The 16688-nt window shown below is 51.4% G+C and carries 19 protein-coding genes; 9 read left to right on the top strand and 10 right to left on the bottom strand.

Features of this window, described 5'->3' with window-relative positions:
• Positions 1 to 34: 34 nt before the first annotated feature.
• Positions 35 to 1069, bottom strand: a complete 1035-nt coding sequence (locus OGX66_RS24075; protein ID WP_003028941.1) for an AI-2E family transporter — start codon at positions 1067 to 1069, stop codon at positions 35 to 37.
• Positions 1070 to 1207: 138 nt separating this feature from the next.
• On the opposite strand from OGX66_RS24075, the gene OGX66_RS24675 reads away from it, so the two are divergent.
• From OGX66_RS24675 to mdtI, 3 genes are all read left to right on the top strand, one after another.
• Positions 1208 to 1378, top strand: coding sequence for a protein YdgV (locus OGX66_RS24675; RefSeq protein WP_085951052.1), 171 nt, complete (start codon positions 1208 to 1210; stop codon positions 1376 to 1378).
• A gap of 107 nt (positions 1379 to 1485) precedes the next feature.
• Positions 1486 to 1851, top strand: coding sequence for a multidrug/spermidine efflux SMR transporter subunit MdtJ (mdtJ, locus tag OGX66_RS24070; RefSeq protein ID WP_161799268.1), 366 nt, complete (start codon positions 1486 to 1488; stop codon positions 1849 to 1851).
• Positions 1838 to 2167, top strand: a complete 330-nt coding sequence (gene mdtI, locus OGX66_RS24065; protein ID WP_003028939.1) for a multidrug/spermidine efflux SMR transporter subunit MdtI — start codon at positions 1838 to 1840, stop codon at positions 2165 to 2167. The genes mdtJ and mdtI overlap by 14 nt, the downstream gene beginning before the upstream one ends.
• 34 nt (positions 2168 to 2201) lie before the next feature.
• Here mdtI and OGX66_RS24060 read toward each other — a convergent pair whose 3' ends face one another.
• From OGX66_RS24060 to msrP, 6 genes are all read right to left on the bottom strand, one after another.
• A complete protein-coding gene (locus OGX66_RS24060; protein WP_003836367.1) occupies positions 2202 to 3023 on the bottom strand; it encodes a trypsin-like serine peptidase in 822 nt (273 codons plus the stop codon).
• A gap of 100 nt (positions 3024 to 3123) precedes the next feature.
• Positions 3124 to 3207, bottom strand: coding sequence for a small membrane protein YdgU (gene ydgU, locus OGX66_RS24670; RefSeq protein ID WP_085954017.1), 84 nt, complete (start codon positions 3205 to 3207; stop codon positions 3124 to 3126).
• Positions 3208 to 3293: 86 nt separating this feature from the next.
• Positions 3294 to 3689, bottom strand: coding sequence for an acid resistance repetitive basic protein Asr (asr, locus tag OGX66_RS24055; RefSeq protein ID WP_003028934.1), 396 nt, complete (start codon positions 3687 to 3689; stop codon positions 3294 to 3296).
• Between the two features lie 137 nt (positions 3690 to 3826).
• Positions 3827 to 5314 carry a carboxypeptidase M32 gene (locus OGX66_RS24050; RefSeq protein WP_003836366.1) on the bottom strand — a complete coding sequence of 496 codons (1488 nt, stop codon included), beginning with the start codon at positions 5312 to 5314 and terminating at the stop codon, positions 3827 to 3829.
• Between the two features lie 47 nt (positions 5315 to 5361).
• On the bottom strand, positions 5362 to 5988 hold the full coding sequence (msrQ, locus tag OGX66_RS24045; RefSeq protein ID WP_286512422.1) for a protein-methionine-sulfoxide reductase heme-binding subunit MsrQ: 627 nt from the start codon (positions 5986 to 5988) through the stop codon (positions 5362 to 5364).
• Complete coding sequence (gene msrP / locus OGX66_RS24040) at positions 5988 to 6992, bottom strand: protein-methionine-sulfoxide reductase catalytic subunit MsrP (protein ID WP_048218958.1); 1005 nt, start codon at positions 6990 to 6992, stop codon at positions 5988 to 5990. The genes msrQ and msrP overlap by 1 nt, the downstream gene beginning before the upstream one ends.
• Before the next feature lie 189 nt (positions 6993 to 7181).
• On the opposite strand from msrP, the gene OGX66_RS24035 reads away from it, so the two are divergent.
• From OGX66_RS24035 to OGX66_RS24025, 3 genes are all read left to right on the top strand, one after another.
• Positions 7182 to 7904, top strand: a complete 723-nt coding sequence (locus OGX66_RS24035) for a winged helix-turn-helix domain-containing protein (protein ID WP_172750506.1) — start codon at positions 7182 to 7184, stop codon at positions 7902 to 7904.
• Positions 7901 to 9391: a sensor histidine kinase gene (locus OGX66_RS24030; protein WP_270921808.1), complete on the top strand. Its 1491-nt coding sequence runs from the start codon at positions 7901 to 7903 to the stop codon at positions 9389 to 9391. Before OGX66_RS24035 ends, OGX66_RS24030 begins: the two co-directional genes overlap by 4 nt.
• Before the next feature lie 143 nt (positions 9392 to 9534).
• Positions 9535 to 10224, top strand: coding sequence for a CPBP family intramembrane glutamic endopeptidase (locus OGX66_RS24025; RefSeq protein WP_003028926.1), 690 nt, complete (start codon positions 9535 to 9537; stop codon positions 10222 to 10224).
• Positions 10225 to 10254: 30 nt separating this feature from the next.
• On the opposite strand, the gene ynfM is transcribed toward OGX66_RS24025, so the two are convergent.
• On the bottom strand, positions 10255 to 11508 hold the full coding sequence (gene ynfM, locus OGX66_RS24020; protein ID WP_003836350.1) for a multidrug efflux MFS transporter YnfM/SxtP(Kp): 1254 nt from the start codon (positions 11506 to 11508) through the stop codon (positions 10255 to 10257).
• Between the two features lie 107 nt (positions 11509 to 11615).
• Between ynfM and ynfL the strand changes: the two genes are divergently transcribed.
• The 3 genes from ynfL to bioD all read left to right on the top strand — a co-directional run bounded on the left by ynfL (position 11616) and on the right by bioD (position 14684).
• A complete protein-coding gene (gene ynfL, locus OGX66_RS24015; RefSeq protein WP_003836337.1) occupies positions 11616 to 12524 on the top strand; it encodes a multidrug efflux transcriptional activator YnfL/SxtR(Kp) in 909 nt (302 codons plus the stop codon).
• Between the two features lie 118 nt (positions 12525 to 12642).
• Positions 12643 to 13863 (top strand): sugar metabolism global transcriptional regulator Mlc, encoded by a 1221-nt coding sequence (gene mlc, locus OGX66_RS24010; protein ID WP_003028923.1) that lies wholly within the window; start codon positions 12643 to 12645, stop codon positions 13861 to 13863.
• A gap of 125 nt (positions 13864 to 13988) precedes the next feature.
• Positions 13989 to 14684 (top strand): dethiobiotin synthase, encoded by a 696-nt coding sequence (bioD, locus tag OGX66_RS24005; protein ID WP_003028922.1) that lies wholly within the window; start codon positions 13989 to 13991, stop codon positions 14682 to 14684.
• Here bioD and clcB read toward each other — a convergent pair.
• Together clcB and dmsD are read right to left on the bottom strand one after the other, a co-directional pair.
• Positions 14640 to 15929: a voltage-gated ClC-type chloride channel ClcB gene (clcB, locus tag OGX66_RS24000; protein ID WP_032941314.1), complete on the bottom strand. Its 1290-nt coding sequence runs from the start codon at positions 15927 to 15929 to the stop codon at positions 14640 to 14642. The genes bioD and clcB overlap by 45 nt on opposite strands.
• A gap of 119 nt (positions 15930 to 16048) precedes the next feature.
• A complete protein-coding gene (gene dmsD / locus OGX66_RS23995) occupies positions 16049 to 16663 on the bottom strand; it encodes a Tat proofreading chaperone DmsD (RefSeq protein ID WP_003028918.1) in 615 nt (204 codons plus the stop codon).
• Positions 16664 to 16688: the final 25 nt, after the last annotated feature.

Raw genomic sequence — 16688 nt, 5'->3', positions numbered from 1 at the left:
ACTAAGACGGCCTCTGCGGAGGCCGTTTTGCATTTTACTCTTTGTTGAGATCGCTCAGTAGCACCGCAATGCTTTGACCGCCATTGGTTTGCTCTAGCGCGATTTTCACAATGATGGTTAGCGGAACAGAAAGCAGCATCCCAACAGGGCCGAGCAGCCAGCCCCAGAAGATTAACGACAAAAAAACCACCAGCGTAGACAGTCCAAGTCCACGCCCCATGATCCGCGGCTCGAGGATATTCCCGAATACCAGGTTGATGACCAGATAGCCTGCCAGAACCACCAGCGCATCGTAAAGGCCGCTAAATACCAGCACCTGAGCAATAGGGGGAATGGCCGCCAATACCGAACCGATATTAGGGATGTAGTTCAGGGCGAAGGCCAGTAATCCCCAGACAAAGGCAAAGCGCACATCCAATGCAGCAAGCATGCCCCAGGCGACCAATCCGGTCACAATGCTGATTGCCGTTTTAAGCACCAGATAGTGAGAGACGCTGTCGATGGCGCGTTGAATCGCCGCCATACCTTCAATGGGGCGACTCATCATTTGTTTTAGTTTGTTGGGCAGTTGCGGTACTTCCAGCAGCATAAAAACTACCGTCAGTAGCAGTAAAAAGATCGATGACATAGCATTCGAAAGCTGCGCCAGCAAATTGGTCACCAGCGTCATTGCCGCGTTTGGATCGATATATTTGACGAGCTCATCCACGGAAACGCCGATCCCTGCGCGTTGTAACCATGGTTCAAGATTTTTTAGTGGAATAACCAGTGAAGAGCGATATTGCGGTAGCGTACGCGCAAGCTCATTTAAGGATGTGCCTAAATACGCTAACAGCAGTACCATTAGCATTACAATAATAACGATGAGCAATGACACCGCAAATACGCGCGGTATGCGAAGCTTGACCATCCGCTGCACCACGGGGTTCAGCACAACGGCTATAAATAACGCCAGAATAAAGGGGACGATGATATCTGCGGCAAAGCGAATGCCGCTCAGGATGATAACCAGCATGCCCAGCATAATGACTATTTTTAGACCGTTAAGCGTGATGATCGGTTTCGCCATGTGTATTCCTGCGTTTTTGATTTTTGAATCTGAATAATAGTGTGATTTGCGTCGAGCCGTTATAACAAAAATCAAACGGGGCAGGTAAAGAAGTGAAAAGACTTTGAGTTCGTATTGAAGCTATGATACAAATCATCTGTGTTTAACTACCGAGGACAATTATCATCCGCGATGATGAGAAGCAACACTGCGGATAATTGTAATATTATGGACAATATGTTCAGGATGTTTTTGCGTTTACCTTCACTTCTTCGTACCTCTTCCACTTTCTTGCTTGCGGGTGAGCAACACTGGCGCAACGCGCTTTAGTCCCTTCTTCTGCCTGAGCTGGCGCTGTGCGCTGAGCTAACTAATTTTATTTTTTGGTTTACTGCATGCAGTAGGCCCAAAGGACTATATTCTCAAGCAGGAGAAGCATCATGTTTTACTGGATATTATTAGGTCTGGCCATCGCGGCTGAAATTACTGGTACGCTTTCAATGAAATGGGCAAGCGTCGGCCATGGTAATTCGGGCTTTATTTTAATGCTGGTAATGATCGCCTTATCGTATATTTTTCTCAGTTTTGCCGTTAAAAAAATTGCACTTGGTGTGGCCTATGCCCTGTGGGAAGGGATCGGTATTTTATTTATTACGCTGTTTAGCGTTCTGTTATTTGACGAAACCTTGTCCACATTGAAGGTGGCAGGACTGGCTTCACTGGTGGTCGGCATTGTGCTGATTAAATCCGGCACCCGAAAGCCTGTTAAACCAGGCAAAGAGGTGACCCATGCAACAGTTTGAATGGGTTCACGGTGCCTGGCTGGGTATGGCTATCGTGCTGGAAATCGTCGCTAACGTCTTTTTGAAATTTTCCGATGGTTTTCGCCGCAAGATTTATGGCGTGCTGTCGTTAGCTGCCGTGTTAGCAGCCTTTAGCGCGCTGTCGCAGGCGGTAAAAGGTATTGACCTTTCTGTTGCCTACGCCTTGTGGGGCGGATTCGGTATTGCCGCGACGTTAGCGGCAGGTTGGGTGCTGTTTGGTCAGCGTCTGAATAATAAGGGCTGGATCGGCGTGATACTGCTGCTGGCCGGAATGATAATGATAAAACTTGCCTGATATCCATGCTGCCCGTTAATGCGGGCAGCATGTGTTATTCCTGCGCTAACGCTTCCAGCTTCTCGCGAAAACCGGTCACGGATATGGCGCGATTATCTGCCCGCCAGCGATCTTTGGCTGCTGGAGCGGAGCTTTGCACACCAATCAACTGCCAGCCAGACTCTGTCTGCAACATCAATGGCGAACCGCTGTCGCCCGGGAGCGTGTCGCACTGGTGTGACAAGACGGTATTCTGCGCCCAGCCGGTCACCACACAATCCTGATGTGTGTACAGGTCGTCCAGATGATCTTCCGGATAGCCCGACTGCGTGACTTTACGATCTGCAGTTTTTAGCGCCGCGGTTAACGCGTCCTTGTCGCCATCAAACAGTGGCAGCGGTGTGATGCCAGACGGCGGATTACGCAGCACCACCAGACCAAAATCCCACGGGGCTGCGGCAGGCGGCACTATCCAGCCATCACCATCGGCTTTTAAACGTTTGGCAAGTGAGGGCGCAACCCGGCCTTCAATGTCGTGGATTTCATAGCGCCAGAGACCCTTTTTAGACACGAAACGCAATGCGACGGCTTTGTCTGGCTTACCTTTCGGGGGGGTGAGTAAACAGTGTCCGGCCGTCAGGGCCAGATGTGGCGAAATGAGCGTGGCGGTACACAGGTTACCGCTGGCGGTTTCCAGTTGCCCGATAGCGTCCCACGGCGATTGTGTAGGGTCAGTCACCTTTATGCGATCGTCATGACCAAAAAACAGCGTTTTTATATTTTCTGCTTCAGCGCTGTCCGTTGCAGGCTTGTCTGCATGCGCAACGACAGGAAGTAAACAAAGTGAACCCAGTAATACAGCAATGGTTTTATGCATATCACGCTCTGGTGGGGAATTATGATTATTAACAGCAAACCCTCAGTTAATACTATAGACGGGACGACGTGAAAGTGGGAGTAAAATCAGATAACTACATTCAGGCAAGATAAAAACGCATGGCGATGATGGCGCAAATTATCAGCGTAATAAGAATTAACTCAAAGCGGTAATGTGACACCATTTTACCCTCCGAAAGGCGGCGCTACATCAGGTCGATCTAGCGCCGTATGCTATGGCGTGGGGGACGCCATAGTGACTACAAATGCGTTATGCTGCAGGTTGAGCTGCTGGTTTAGCAGTGTCGTGTTTTACTGCTTTTTTGGTGTGTTTTTTAGCGGCCTGAGCTTTCTGCTCTGGCGCTTTTTGTTCTGCAGCTGGTTTGGTTGCCGCTTTTTTGGTGTGTTTTTTAGCAGCCTGAGCTTTCTGCTCTGGTGCTTTCTGTTCTACAGCCGGTTTTGTGGTGGATTTTTTAGCGTGTTTCTTGGCAGCCTGTGCTTTCTGCGGCGCTGCTTTGTGCTGTTTTTTATGATGCGTGGTTTTTGCCGGCGCAGCTTTAGTGGTTGCTGCAGCAGCCGGAGCGGTTGTAGCAGTTGTTTCAGCAGCAAATGCAGCAGAAGACAGACCCATAGCAGCGGCAACAACCAGAGCTAATACTTTTTTCATTCTCATACCCTCGATTTGGTTTTTCATTCAACCCCACTGCGGGGCCGTTGAAATAACTATATCGCTGTAATCACAGGGCTTCCGTGAGTCATTGGTATCGGCGTGTAACGATATGTACAATGACTCACGGTATGAGATTACAAATAGCGGGCTTCCAGGTGGGCGCGGAAATAACGGCTGCTAAGCGGCTCTCCGGTGGCCTGGGTAATAAGCTGTTCAGTGGTGAAACGACTGCCATGCTGCCAGATGTTCTGACGTAACCAGTCAAACAGGGGAGCAAACTCACCTTGCGCAATAGACTGATTCAAATCAGGTAATGCGCGGTTAGCGGCACTGAACAACTGCGCCGCATACATAGCGCCCAAGGTATAGGAAGGGAAGTAGCCAAAGCCGCCGTCGGTCCAGTGAATATCCTGCATACAACCGTTACGATAGTTTCCGATCGTTGACAGCCCCAGCCAGGCCTGCATTTTCTCATTCCACAATGCCGGGATATCATCCACTTCAATATCGCCATTAATGAGCGCACGTTCGATTTCATAACGCAGGATCACGTGAGCGGGATAGCTCACCTCGTCGGCATCAACACGGATAAACCCGGGTTTGACCTGCTGGTTCCAGGCGATGAAATTGCTTTCTTCAAAGGCAGCCTGATCGCCAAAGTAGCGCGTTACAGCAGGAATTAACCGTGTCAGAAAGGCTTTACTGCGTCCCAGTTGCATCTCAAAGAACAGACTCTGGGACTCATGAATGGCGGTGGAACGTGCCAGAGCGATAGGTTGCCCTGACCAGTTACGCGGAAGATTCTGCTCATAGCGGGCGTGACCGGTTTCATGGATCACGCCAAACAGCGCGCTGAGCAATTCGTTTTCATCATAGCGGGTGGTAATGCGAACATCTTCTGGTACGCCGCCACAGAAGGGATGTGCACTGATATCCAGCCGACCAGCGGTAAAGTCGAAACCTAGCTGTGCCATTGTTTCAAGACCCAACTCTCGCTGTACAGCTGTTGGGAAGGGGCCTACCGGGGCGATGAGCGACTGTTGAGATTGCTTTGCCACTACCTTGTTTAGCAGGTCGGGTAGCCAGCTTTTAACGTCCGCGAAAAGGTTGTCCAACTGCGCGCTGGTCATTCCCGGTTCAAAAATGTCCAGTAACGCGTCATACGGCGAACACCCTTTAGCTTCTGCGCGCAGTCGGGCTTCTTCGCGGCTATACTTCACAACCTCTTTCAGGTTTTCGGAAAATCCTTCCCAGTCATTTGCCGGTCGCTGGCTACGCCAGGCATGCTCGCAGCGGCTTCCCGCAAGTGATTTTGCTTCTACCAACGATTCCGGCAACAAGGATGCCTGGTGATGCAGTCGCGACATTTCGCGCAGGTTCGCCTGTTCTACATCGTTGAGGTCTTCCTGTTGCGCTGCGGAGATCCACCTTGCCACTTTCGGATCGGTTAACAGTTGGTGTTCAAGCACGCTCAGCTCGGCCAGCGCTTCGCCACGGGCTTTGCTTCCTCCTGAAGGCATCATGGTAAACATGTCCCAACTGGCGATTGCCGAGAGGTGGGAGAAGCGAGATAGCCGCTGGAACGTGCGGGTGAGCTGATGGTAATTATCATTGCTACTCATTTTTTGTTCTCGTTCTGTTTAAGTGTGGTTAAGAAGTTTACCGTGATTCACTCACTTTTCATAAACACACCTTTATACCTGGTTTTTCGTAAAAGCTTTTTATAGCGAAAAGCCAACAGAACCACAAAACAGATGGCGTAGATAATAGGAAGCGGTGATAACACTTTTACCGACCACAGGTAATGCAGCGGTAGCAAAATGGCGGCCAGGTAGACGTAGTTGTGCAATGTTTGCCAGCGTTTGCCCATTTTACGCTGCGCGGCTTGCGTGGAGGTCAACGTCAACAGGAATAAGATAATCCAACCGGTCATGCCCAGGGTTAGCCATGGGCGTGAAACCAGTTCACGACCCAACAATCCCAGATTTTGTATACCCAGTTCCAGCAGAGCATAGCTGGCCATATGCAGTGTGGCCCATACAAAGCACCATAAACCTAACAACTGCCGGGTACGAAACAACAAAGGCTGCTTTGCATAGCGTGCAAGCGGGGATACCAGCAGAGTAGCAAGCAAAAACTTTAGCGCGGTAATGCTCGTAAAGTGCTGGATATCTTTTCCCGGGTCGGCACCCAACCCGCCATGCTGCGCGGCCCAAAAGAGCCATAGCAGGGGTAAAAAACCGGCGAGATGCAGCAGCACTTTCAGGCCGGTTATCTGTTTTGCGGTCAACCTCACTAAAAATACTCCCGAAGATCCATACCCCGATATAACGATGCCACCTCATCGGCATAACCATTAAAAGGTAACGTGGGCTGTCGCTGTACATCAAGAATGCCACCCGAACCGATAAACCGTTCAGTAGCCTGAGACCAACGAGGGTGATCGACCTGCGGATTTACGTTGGCGTAAAAACCGTATTCATTCGGTGCTGACATATTCCAGGTCGTCGGCGGCTGCTCACGCGTCAGCGTAATACTGACTATCGATTTAATGCCCTTGAAGCCGTACTTCCAGGGTACGGTCAAGCGTATCGGCGCCCCATTTTGCGGCGGCAATGCTTTGCCATATACGCCTACGGTCAGCAGTGTTAGCGGATGTATGGCTTCATCCAAACGCAGACCTTCAACATAGGGATATTTTAACCCACCGCCAATGAAGCGATCTTTCTGGCCGGGCATTTCATCAGGGGCGTAGCGAGTTTCAAAGGCGACGTATTTGGCGTGACTGGTTGGCTCAACCAGCGCCAATAATTTATGCAAAGGAAATCCGATCCACGGCACAACCATCGACCATGCTTCAACGCAACGCATCCGGTAAATACGCTCTTCTAACGGAAAGCGAGTGGTCAGCGCATCATGATCCAAGGTTAAAGGTTTGTTGACCTCTCCGTTGATCGTCAATGTCCAGGGATCGGTTTTCAGACTACCGGCATTGGCGGCAGGATCTGCTTTATCCAGACCAAATTCATAGAAATTGTTGTAGCCCGTCACCTTGTCTTCTGGCGTCAGAGACAGGCTGTTTTGCCAGCGCTCGGGCTTTGTAAATTCGAGCGCTTTGCCTGCGGGTGCTGGTGGACGATCGTTGCCTTTAAACCAATCCAACAAATTAGCCCGTGTAGGGGAAGACAGCGTGGCCGCCGCCGCGCCTATCCCAAGTGCTTTGAGGATTTGTCGTCGTTGCATAAAAAAAACTGATTCGGCTGTAACATCAGCTTCCCGAAGTGGACGTTTTTTCTGCATAACTCTTCCTTTTTATTTTCATGTTAAGGAAAACAAAGCGACGTTTCCCTGTTGATGCCTGGTGTGTCTATAACGACATACTGCGCGTATGCGTATCCCTGGATCCTCACGAAAAGTTAAAAATTTTGTGATAACTTCCGCCCCTTGCCTGAGGTAAGCTTTCAGCACGACGAGAGGGGGATGACACTGATGGCAGGCGCGAAAAAGATATTTTTGGTGGAAGATGACAGCGATATTGCCTCACTTTTGCAGCTTAGCCTGAAGGATGAGGGTTACGAGATAGTTCATGAAGCGGACGGCACGCGAGCGCTTGAACAACTGGAGAAACACGTTTGGGATGCCGTTATCCTCGATTTGATGCTGCCGGGGGTCGACGGGCTGGAGATTTGTCGTCGCATTCGCCAAATGAGTTTTTATTTGCCCGTCATTATTATCAGCGCCCGCACCAGCGAAACGCACCGTGTATTGGGGCTGGAAATGGGGGCCGATGATTATCTGGCCAAGCCTTTCTCGGTGCTGGAGTTGATGGCTCGGGTGAAGGCGTTGTTTCGCCGTCAGGAAGCGATGAGTCAGAACCTGCGTATGGGGGCGGGGATTATCACCGTTCATGGCGTAGAGATTGACCCTTTAGCCCGGGAAGTTCGGCTGCATGGTAAATCCCTCGATTTGACACCGCGAGAATTCGATCTGCTCTATTTTTTCGCCCGTCATCCAGGCGAGGTCTTTTCGCGCCAGGCGCTGTTAGATCAGGTGTGGGGCTACCAGCATGAGGGCTATGAGCATACGGTGAACAGTCATATTAATCGTCTGCGGACCAAAATTGAAAAGGATGCTGCGGAGCCGGAAATTATTCTCACGGTTTGGGGACGAGGCTATAAGCTTGCTGCGGTTAATGCGGAGCATCAGCCATGATTTATCGCCTGTCGCTGAGCCAGCGTCTGACTCTGGTCTTTACCGCCATTATGCTGATTTGTGCGGTTGCCGTCAGTGCTGTCCAGATTCGCAGTAGCAAACAATATGGCGACGCGATGGTGCAAAGGCTCTCGCTGGAGCTGGCGAGCAAGATTGTCAAAAGTGAGTCGCTTATTGATGCCAGCGGGCAGGTTAATCGCCAGACCTTAAAAGGATTGTTTAATCACCTGATGACGCTCAACCCCAGCGTGGAGCTGTATCTGGTTTCACCATCAGGTGAAATACTCGCTGATGCCGCACCGCCGGGGCATATCCAGAGGCAGAAAATTAGCGTGCAGCCGATTCAGGATTTCCTTAACTCAGATGCGTTGCCCGTATATGGCAACGATCCGCGCAGCAGCCAGCAAAAGGTATTCAGCGCCGCGCCGGTTTTATATAACGGTGAGCTGCATGGCTATTTGTACATTATTCTGCAGGGCGAAGATCTGAATATGTTGGCGAATACCGCCTGGCAAAAAACGCTCTGGAATACCGTGGCCTGGACGTTAATACTGGTTTTATTAGCCGGCGGAATTGCAGGTTTTCTGGTGTGGCGATGGGTGACGAATCCAGTGAAAAGGTTGACTGGGCAGGTGGTCAAACTGGAACAGGACAGCATTAGCGTCATCAAACAGCTGGCGCAAAAAAATTCCGATCCGGCCCCGGCAAATGAAATTGCGTTGCTGAACAATGCGTTTATCGAGTTAGCGCAGAAAATTGCGCAGCAGTGGGATCTATTAGCGGACAGCGATCGTCAGCGCAGAGAGTTTATAGCCAATATTTCGCACGATTTACGCACGCCGCTGACTTCATTGCTGGGGTATCTGGAAATGCTGTCGCTGAAAGCCGATACGATGACGCCGGAGGAAAACCGGCATTATCTTAGTATCGCGCTGCGCCAGGGACATAAAGTTCGTCATCTGTCACAACAGCTGTTTGAGCTGGCAAGACTGGAGCATGGCGGTATAAAACCGCAGCGTGAACGTTTTGCTATTGGTGAATTGATCCAGGATGTGGCACAGAAATTTGATCTCCCTGTTGCCACGCGTCATTTGCAGTTGCACCTTGACGTAATGGGGCCGTTACCGCTGGTGAATGCCGATTTATCGATGATAGAAAGAGTTGTGACGAATCTGCTGGATAACGCTATCCGTCATACGCCTGACGGAGGTGAAGTGCGGCTAAAAGTCTGGCGTGATGCAGACCGTTTATTAGCCGAAGTGCAGGACAGCGGGCCTGGGGTAGAAGAAGCTGTGCGAGAAGTATTGTTTCAGCGCCCGACCGCGTTAGTTCCCCGTGAGCAGAGGGCTGAGCGCGGCGGCCTGGGCTTACTGATCGTGCGTAGAATGCTCGAGCTGCATGGAGGGGATATCAGCCTGGTTAGCTCAACGGCAGGGGCCTGCTTCCGTTTTTCGTTGCCGCTGGCGGATTCTCCCCTGAGTAGTTGACGGTGAAGTTCCGGAGTAAAGAGGGTTTTGGCATTGCCCCAATGGGCATTGCGTAAAAGTTGGTAGGTTGTCAGTGATAATGAGAATTTTTATCATGTATCGGTAATTCATCAACTTATCTTCGATGAGCGCAAGGAGATTGTATGTCACAGGATGCCGACAACCTGTATATCGCCAGGACCAAAGCAGTAGCTGGCTGCTTTTCAATGTTTTTACTGATGTTTGGCCTCACGTTTACCCCGTTGTTTTTCCCCGCGAGTCAGGACCTGCTTGCCAAAGGGCTACTTTTCCCGCTGTTGTTTGCATTGGAATTTGTTGTGCTGGTTCCGCTGTATTACTTCTTCTTCAGAAAAAGAGAGGGGCTGGGCAAAGGCATTTTCAACGCCAGGTGGTTTACCATTTTGTTCGCGGCGCTGCTGTTTATTCAGCTTATCCTGCCATTGATTTTGGGTCTCAGACAAACCGAAGCGTGGGTGACCAGCCAAATATCTTTAAGTAGTTACGCATTGTGGTTATCTACGTTGACTCTGATATTTATTGCGCCAGTTTATGAAGAAATTGTTTTCAGAGGCTGTTTATTCAACGCGTTCCAGTACTGGTTCAATAATAAAACCTGGCTGTCGTCAGTGGTGGTATCGGTCATTTTTGCCATCATGCATACGCAGTATGTGGATCTACGTACGTTGCTGATGTTGTTTCTTGTGTCGCAGGTTTTGATCATCGCCAGACTGAAAAGCAACGGCCTGTTGATGCCGATCATGCTGCATATAGTGATGAACGGGACGGTTATTGCTCTGCAAATGGGAGCCCAGACGTTACTACCTGATTCATAAAGGCGATGCCCGGAATCCGGGCATCGGGGATTATACGTGCAGACGATGGTGCAAACGTGCGCCGACCAGCAACGCCAGCACCAGCATCAGGGCGATAAATCCGCCCACACCGTTCCAGCCGTAGCTGTGCCAGAATACGCCGCCGAGCGTACCGGCAATACTGGATCCCAGATAATAGCTGAACAGATACAGGGAAGAAGCCTGGCCTTTAGCGCGTTTTGCCCGTGGTCCAATCCAGCTGCTTGCTACGGAGTGCGCGGCAAAAAAACCGGCTGAAAAGAGCAGCATCCCGGCGAAGATCAGCCATAGCGATGTGAACAGGGTCATCAACAGTCCAACCAGCATCACGCCAGTTGAAAAGAGCATTACCGGGCCACGGCCATAACGAGTGGTCATAGAACCTGCTTTTGGCGAACTCCAGGTCCCGGTCAGATACGCCACAGATAACAGACCGACAACCGCCTGGCTGAGCTCCCACGGAGAGAGCATCAGGCGGTAGCCGATGTAATTAAACAGCGTGACAAACGATCCCATCAGTAAAAAACCTTCCGCAAACAGCAGCGGCAAGCCTCTGTCGCGCCAGTGCAAGCGGAAGTTGATAAACAACGTTTTCGGGCGCAGCGACGTTGGTCTGAAATGACGAGATTCCGGCAGGATTTTCCAGAACATCAGCGCAGAGGCAAGGGCAAAACAGCCGATCGCCGCCAGCGCGATACGCCAGTTAAAAAAGTCGGTAAACACGCCACTGATCAAGCGACCACTCATACCGCCAATCGAGTTACCGCTGATATACAAGCCCATTGAGAAGGCGACGAAACTGGGATGAATCTCTTCACTCAGATAGGTCATCCCTACCGCCGCGACGCCGCTCAGTGAAAGTCCTATCAGCGCCCGCATGATTAAAATACCGTGCCAACTGGTCATCATTGTTGAAAGGAGCGTACAACAAGAGGCGAGCAGCAGCGCGGTAACCATCACCGGCTTGCGGCCAATAGCATCTGAAAGTGGGCCGGTAAACAGTAACCCTATCGCCAGCATCGCCGTTGAAATGGAGAGCGAAATACTACTGCTGGCAGGAGAGACACCAAACTCGTGCGAAAGCACAGGCAGTATGGGTTGTACACAATAGAGGAGGGCAAAAGTCGCCAGTCCGGCGGAAAACAGCGCCAGCGTGACGCGCATAAATGGGGATGTTCCGCGTTTGATAAAACCATCCGGCGGGGTAACTATCTGTTCATCAATATCGCTTGTTGGCGCGGTATCGACAGTTGTTGTACGGCTCACTTGAAATCCTTGCTCATCCAATTACGTCTACAGGACCAGCCTTAAGAGTATGAAAATCACAATATTCTGTCTAATATATTAATAATCTCAAATAATATTTTAAAAATATGAATATCGAACTGCGTCATTTACGTTACTTTGTGGCCGTTGCCGAAGAGTTGCATTTTGGTCGGGCGGCAGCGCGATTAAACATTTCGCAACCGCCGCTAAGCCAGCAGATCCAGATCCTTGAACAGCAGGTTGGCGCCCGGTTACTTGCCCGAACTAACCGTAGCGTGGCGCTGACCTCTGCCGGAAAGCAGTTTCTGGCAGACAGTCGGCAGATCCTCGGGCTGGTTAATGAAGCCGCCGCCAGGGCTGAGCGTTTGCATTTGGGAGAAGCAGGGGAATTGCGTATCGGCTTTACGTCGTCGGCGCCGTTTATCAAAGCCGTTTCAGATACGTTATCTCTGTTTCGTCAAAGCTACCCGGCAGTGCATATGCAAACCCGCGAAATGAACACACGTGAGCAAATTGCCCCGCTCAATGAAGGGACGCTGGATTTGGGACTTCTGCGCAATACGCAGCTTCCGGAAACGCTGGAGCGTGAAATCATTCTGCATGAACCACTGATGGCGATGATCCCACGCGCGCATCCGTTGGCGCAAAAACCCGTGGTCACGTTGGCCGAGCTGGCGAATGAGCCATTTGTCTTTTTTGACCCCCATGTGGGGACAGGGTTGTATGATGATATTCTTGGCCTGATGCGTCGCTATGGACTAAAACCGACGATTGCGCAGGAGGTTGGCGAAGCGATGACTATCATCGGGCTGGTGGCTGCAGGATTAGGGGTTTCTATACTTCCTGCTTCTTTTAAACGGGTGCAGCTATATGAAATGTGTTGGATCCCGATAGCGGAAGAAGATGCTGTCTCGGAAATGTGGTTAGTGTGGCCAAAGCATCATGAGCAAAGTCACGCCGCGCAACGCTTTCGTGAGCAGCTGCTGGCTGCCGTTCAGGCGATTAATTTAGTTTAAAAATGAGTGAAAATGTGCAGTAAATCACAAGGCTAAGTAAAAAGTTGACGGGAGCCATTGAAGTGCTTCACCATAGCCCGCAGATTATTTCGGAGCGCGAAAATAAAGGGAGTAAGTGGTGGTTGCTGATAGTCAGCCTGGGCATATCGATCAAATTAAGCAGACCAATGCTGGCGCGGTTTATCGCCTGATTGATCAGCTGGGTCCGGTATCGCGTATTGATCTCTCTCGCCTGGCGCAATTGGCGCCTGCCAGTATTACTAAAATTGTCCGCGAAATGCTCGAAGCGCACCTGGTGCAAGAGCTGGAAATCAAGGAAGCGGGCAGCCGTGGGCGTCCGGCAGTTGGGCTGGTTGTTGAAACGGAAGCCTGGCACTATTTATCCATCCGTATCAGTCGCGGCGAGATCTTTCTGGCACTGCGCGATCTGAGCAGCAAACTGGTGGTAGAAGATTGTCTTGAAATGGAGCTGGTCAGTGAAACACCGCTTCTGGAACGTGTTATTACCCAGGTCGACCAGTTTTTCATCCGCCATCAACAAAAGCTGGAACGCTTAACCTCCATCGCCATCACCTTACCCGGCATTATTGATACTGAAAACGGTATCGTGCATCGCATGCCATTTTACGAAGATGTCAAAGAGATGCCGCTGGGCCAGGCGCTTGAGAACCATACTGGCGTACCGGTCTATATTCAGCATGATATTAGCGCCTGGACCATGGCTGAGGCGCTTTTCGGCGCATCGCGTGGTGCGCGCGACGTCATTCAGGTGGTGATCGATCATAACGTGGGTGCCGGGGTAATCACTGACGGTCATTTACTGCATGCAGGCAGCAGTAGCCTGGTGGAAATTGGCCATACGCAGGTGGATCCGTACGGTAAACGCTGCTACTGCGGTAACCATGGTTGTCTGGAAACGATCGCCAGCGTCGACAGCGTGCTCGAACTGGCGCAGGTGCGCTTGAAGCAGTCAATGAGTTCTTCTTTACACGGACAACCGCTGACGGTAGACGCACTGTGTCTGGCGGCAATGCAGGGTGATTTATTGGCGAAAGATATCATTAGCGGCGTCGGGACCCACGTCGGCAGAATTCTTGCCATCATGGTGAATTTGTTCAACCCGCAAAAGATATTGATTGGGTCTCCGCTCAGTAAAGCGGCAGATATCTTGTTCCCCACCATCGCTGACAGCATTCGTCAGCAGGCACTTCCGGCTTACAGTCAGCATATAGTCGTTGAAAGTACGCAGTTTACCAATCAGGGGACGATGGCGGGGGCGGCGCTCGTTAAGGACGCGATGTATAACGGTTCTTTGTTGATTCGTCTATTACAGGGTTAACATTTTTTAACTGTCGTACGAAAAATTGCGCTATCTCAAGCTGATCCTGCTCGTCATACCTTAGACTTTCTCCACTGTTTTATTTTCCTGACTTATATTTTCAAAGCATAACGGTGGAGTTAGTGATGCTGAAGCGTTTCTTTATTACAGGTACAGACACTTCTGTTGGGAAGACCGTGGTTTCCCGCGCATTACTACAAGCGTTAGCGTCAGGGGGTAAAAGCGTTGCGGGTTACAAACCTGTAGCCAAAGGCAGCAAAGAGACGCCCGAAGGTCTGCGCAACAAAGATGCGCTGGTGCTGCAAAGCGTGTCCACTATCGAACTGCCTTACGAAGCGGTCAACCCGATTGCGCTCAGCGAAGACGAAAGTAGCGTAGCGCATAGTGGTCCGGTCAATTACACCCTGTTATCCAACGGTCTCGCAAGCCTCAGCGAAAAAGTCGATCACGTTGTCGTGGAAGGCACCGGAGGCTGGCGGAGCTTGATGAACGATCTGCGTCCGTTATCGGAGTGGGTGGTGCAGGAACAACTGCCGGTGCTGATGGTGGTGGGTATCCAGGAAGGCTGTATTAATCATGCCATCCTCACCGCACAGGCGATTGCCAGCGACGGACTGCCGCTGATTGGCTGGGTCGCGAACCGAATCAACCCGGGGCTGGCGCATTATGCGGAAATCATTGATGTGCTGGGTAAAAAATTACCTGCCCCGCTTATCGGTGAACTGCCTTATCTGCCTCGTGCAGAGCAGCGTGAGCTGTCGCAGTACATCCGTCTGTCAATGCTCGGCAGCGTGCTGTCGGTAGATAGAGTCGTGGCGTAACGTACGCGACAGCACCGACGCCAGGACACAGGCAATCAGTAATCCGGGGAGCAGGCGATACTCCCCGGTCATTTCACAAACCATCAAGGTCGACATTATTGGTGCATGCGTGGTAGCTGCCAGCAGCGTGGCCATCCCCGTTAAGCCCAGCAAAATAGCAATTTCATCTGAGCCCGGAAGCCATAATCCCCATACCTGACCCAGCAGCATGCCCACCGACAAGCCGACAAACAGCGTTGGCGTAAACACGCCACCTGGCGCACCGGATCCACTGCTGGCAAGCACCGCCAGTAATTTGCAGATAAAAATCCCGCTAACTACGGCCAGCAGCGGTGGCGAAAGTAAATATGACTGCACCACGCTGTAGCCATTACCCCAGACCGCAGGCGTGAGCAATGAAAGCAGGCCAACGATCAACCCACCAAGCGCCAGTTGCCACGGCGGCGAGAGTTTTAAGCGCAAAAAACCATTATGGCTGGTGGTCATCAGCCACATGAAGAGCGGTCCGCAGAAGCCAGCAGCCAAACCGGTGCTGACAATCATAACGTATTCCAGAGTATGCAATTCCCGAGACAGGTGAACGGTATACAGCAGCGCATTGCTGTCGCTAAGCAGATTGGTGGTGAGTAATGCGACTACGGCGGACACCACTACCGGTCCCAGTGATGCGAGGATCAGCGTGCCAAACAACACTTCGGCAATAAATAAACTGCCCGCCAGCGGGGCATGATAGGCTCCGGCCATACCCGCTGCGGCGCCGCAGGCAATCCATAACTTCCATTCTGTACGTGGGGTAAAGCGTTGAGCAAAGCAGGAAGCCGCCAGCGCCGCCAGTAAAATCATGGCACCTTCGCGTCCGATAGCGCTCCCGCTGGCGACAACCAGTAACGAGGCCAGCGATTTCACCAGGCTTGCACTGACGTCAAATTGTCCGTCGGTTTGTAGAGCTTCCATATAATCAGTGGGAGCCTGTGGGCGTAAACGGTTAAATTTTTGCCAGCCCCACAGTAGTAATCCTGCCGCCAGACCGCCGAGTGCAGGTGTCAGCATACGCCTTAAAGGCGAAAGGTTTGTCGCAGCGTTGACCAGACTCCCCGTGTTATTGCTCAGAAACAACCATTCGAGAAGCAGCATGGCATGACGAAATCCTGCGACGGCCAGCGCAGCAAGGACGCCAATCAACGCGGCGATCAGCAGACGGCGGAACATGGCGCGCAGGTCAGGATAAGCATGTAAATGATGCATGTGTGGCCAGAGAGGAAGTTTCAGACGTTTTATTTTGCGGCTATTTGACAACAGAAGCAAAAGCTCAGCGTGCGCAACAGGATGCACCACAGACAGTATGCATCCTGCCTGTGACGAAATTAACGAAACAAAGGCTTATCGGCTACCGGGATCAATAACTGTGATTGCCACTGTGCCAGCGTCAGACGCGCCAACTCACCCAGCGCCTGATAGAACGGGTGATCGGCTTTTTCGATAAACACATTAAGGAAGCGCGATGACCATGGGAACAGATGCCAGGCCAGCAGCTGTTCGCACTCGGTGTGGCGTTCGTTCTCAGCAAGCCAGGCCGTCAGCAACAGTAGTGAACCAAAGTGATCTTCTGGCTCATTTTGCTGCATAGCAAACTGGATACCGTTGTCACGCATCCACTGACGCAGAGCCAGCGTGGAGTCGCCAAACAACACGTTTTCACGATCCAGCCAGACGGATCCCCAAGGCGGAGAAGGGAGCGCATAAGGGCCAACAAACAGACGTTGCCAGGCTTGCGGGAGAGACTCATCGGCCTCAGCCTGAAACTGTGCAACTAACGGCGAAAGCGTTGTCTTTTCAAGCGGCCACTGCGCCTGCCAACCATCGTTGCTTAACGCACTGACCAGTGCCGAAGCTTCGGCACTGTCTGGGGCATAGTAAAACAGCGCGCCGAGCACACGCGCTGCGGTGGAAAAGTTGTCACGTTGTGAAAAATGGGTCATGCAAACAATCCTGAACAGTGCGGGT

Source organism: Citrobacter sp. Cf072 (assembly GCF_030334485.1).
GTDB classification, from domain to species: domain Bacteria; phylum Pseudomonadota; class Gammaproteobacteria; order Enterobacterales; family Enterobacteriaceae; genus Citrobacter; species Citrobacter freundii.
This window is presented reverse-complemented; position numbering and strand designations above follow the sequence as displayed.

Excerpts from the sequence above, each read along its gene's own strand:
- OGX66_RS24025 (WP_003028926.1), top strand. The coding sequence starts at position 9,535 with ATGTCACAGGATGCCGACAACCTGTATATCGCCAGGACCAAAGCAGTA.
- bioD (WP_003028922.1), top strand. The coding sequence starts at position 13,989 with ATGCTGAAGCGTTTCTTTATTACAGGTACAGACACTTCTGTTGGGAAG.
- OGX66_RS24075 (WP_003028941.1), bottom strand. The coding sequence starts at position 1,069 with ATGGCGAAACCGATCATCACGCTTAACGGTCTAAAAATAGTCATTATG.
- OGX66_RS24030 (WP_270921808.1), top strand. The coding sequence starts at position 7,901 with ATGATTTATCGCCTGTCGCTGAGCCAGCGTCTGACTCTGGTCTTTACC.
- clcB (WP_032941314.1), bottom strand. The coding sequence starts at position 15,929 with ATGCATCATTTACATGCTTATCCTGACCTGCGCGCCATGTTCCGCCGT.
- msrP (WP_048218958.1), bottom strand. The coding sequence starts at position 6,992 with ATGCAGAAAAAACGTCCACTTCGGGAAGCTGATGTTACAGCCGAATCA.
- OGX66_RS24060 (WP_003836367.1), bottom strand. The coding sequence starts at position 3,023 with ATGCATAAAACCATTGCTGTATTACTGGGTTCACTTTGTTTACTTCCT.
- mdtI (WP_003028939.1), top strand. The coding sequence starts at position 1,838 with ATGCAACAGTTTGAATGGGTTCACGGTGCCTGGCTGGGTATGGCTATC.
- asr (WP_003028934.1), bottom strand. The coding sequence starts at position 3,689 with ATGAAAAAAGTATTAGCTCTGGTTGTTGCCGCTGCTATGGGTCTGTCT.
- dmsD (WP_003028918.1), bottom strand. The coding sequence starts at position 16,663 with ATGACCCATTTTTCACAACGTGACAACTTTTCCACCGCAGCGCGTGTG.
- OGX66_RS24050 (WP_003836366.1), bottom strand. The coding sequence starts at position 5,314 with ATGAGTAGCAATGATAATTACCATCAGCTCACCCGCACGTTCCAGCGG.
- ynfL (WP_003836337.1), top strand. The coding sequence starts at position 11,616 with ATGAATATCGAACTGCGTCATTTACGTTACTTTGTGGCCGTTGCCGAA.
- ydgU (WP_085954017.1), bottom strand. The coding sequence starts at position 3,207 with ATGGTGTCACATTACCGCTTTGAGTTAATTCTTATTACGCTGATAATT.
- OGX66_RS24035 (WP_172750506.1), top strand. The coding sequence starts at position 7,182 with ATGGCAGGCGCGAAAAAGATATTTTTGGTGGAAGATGACAGCGATATT.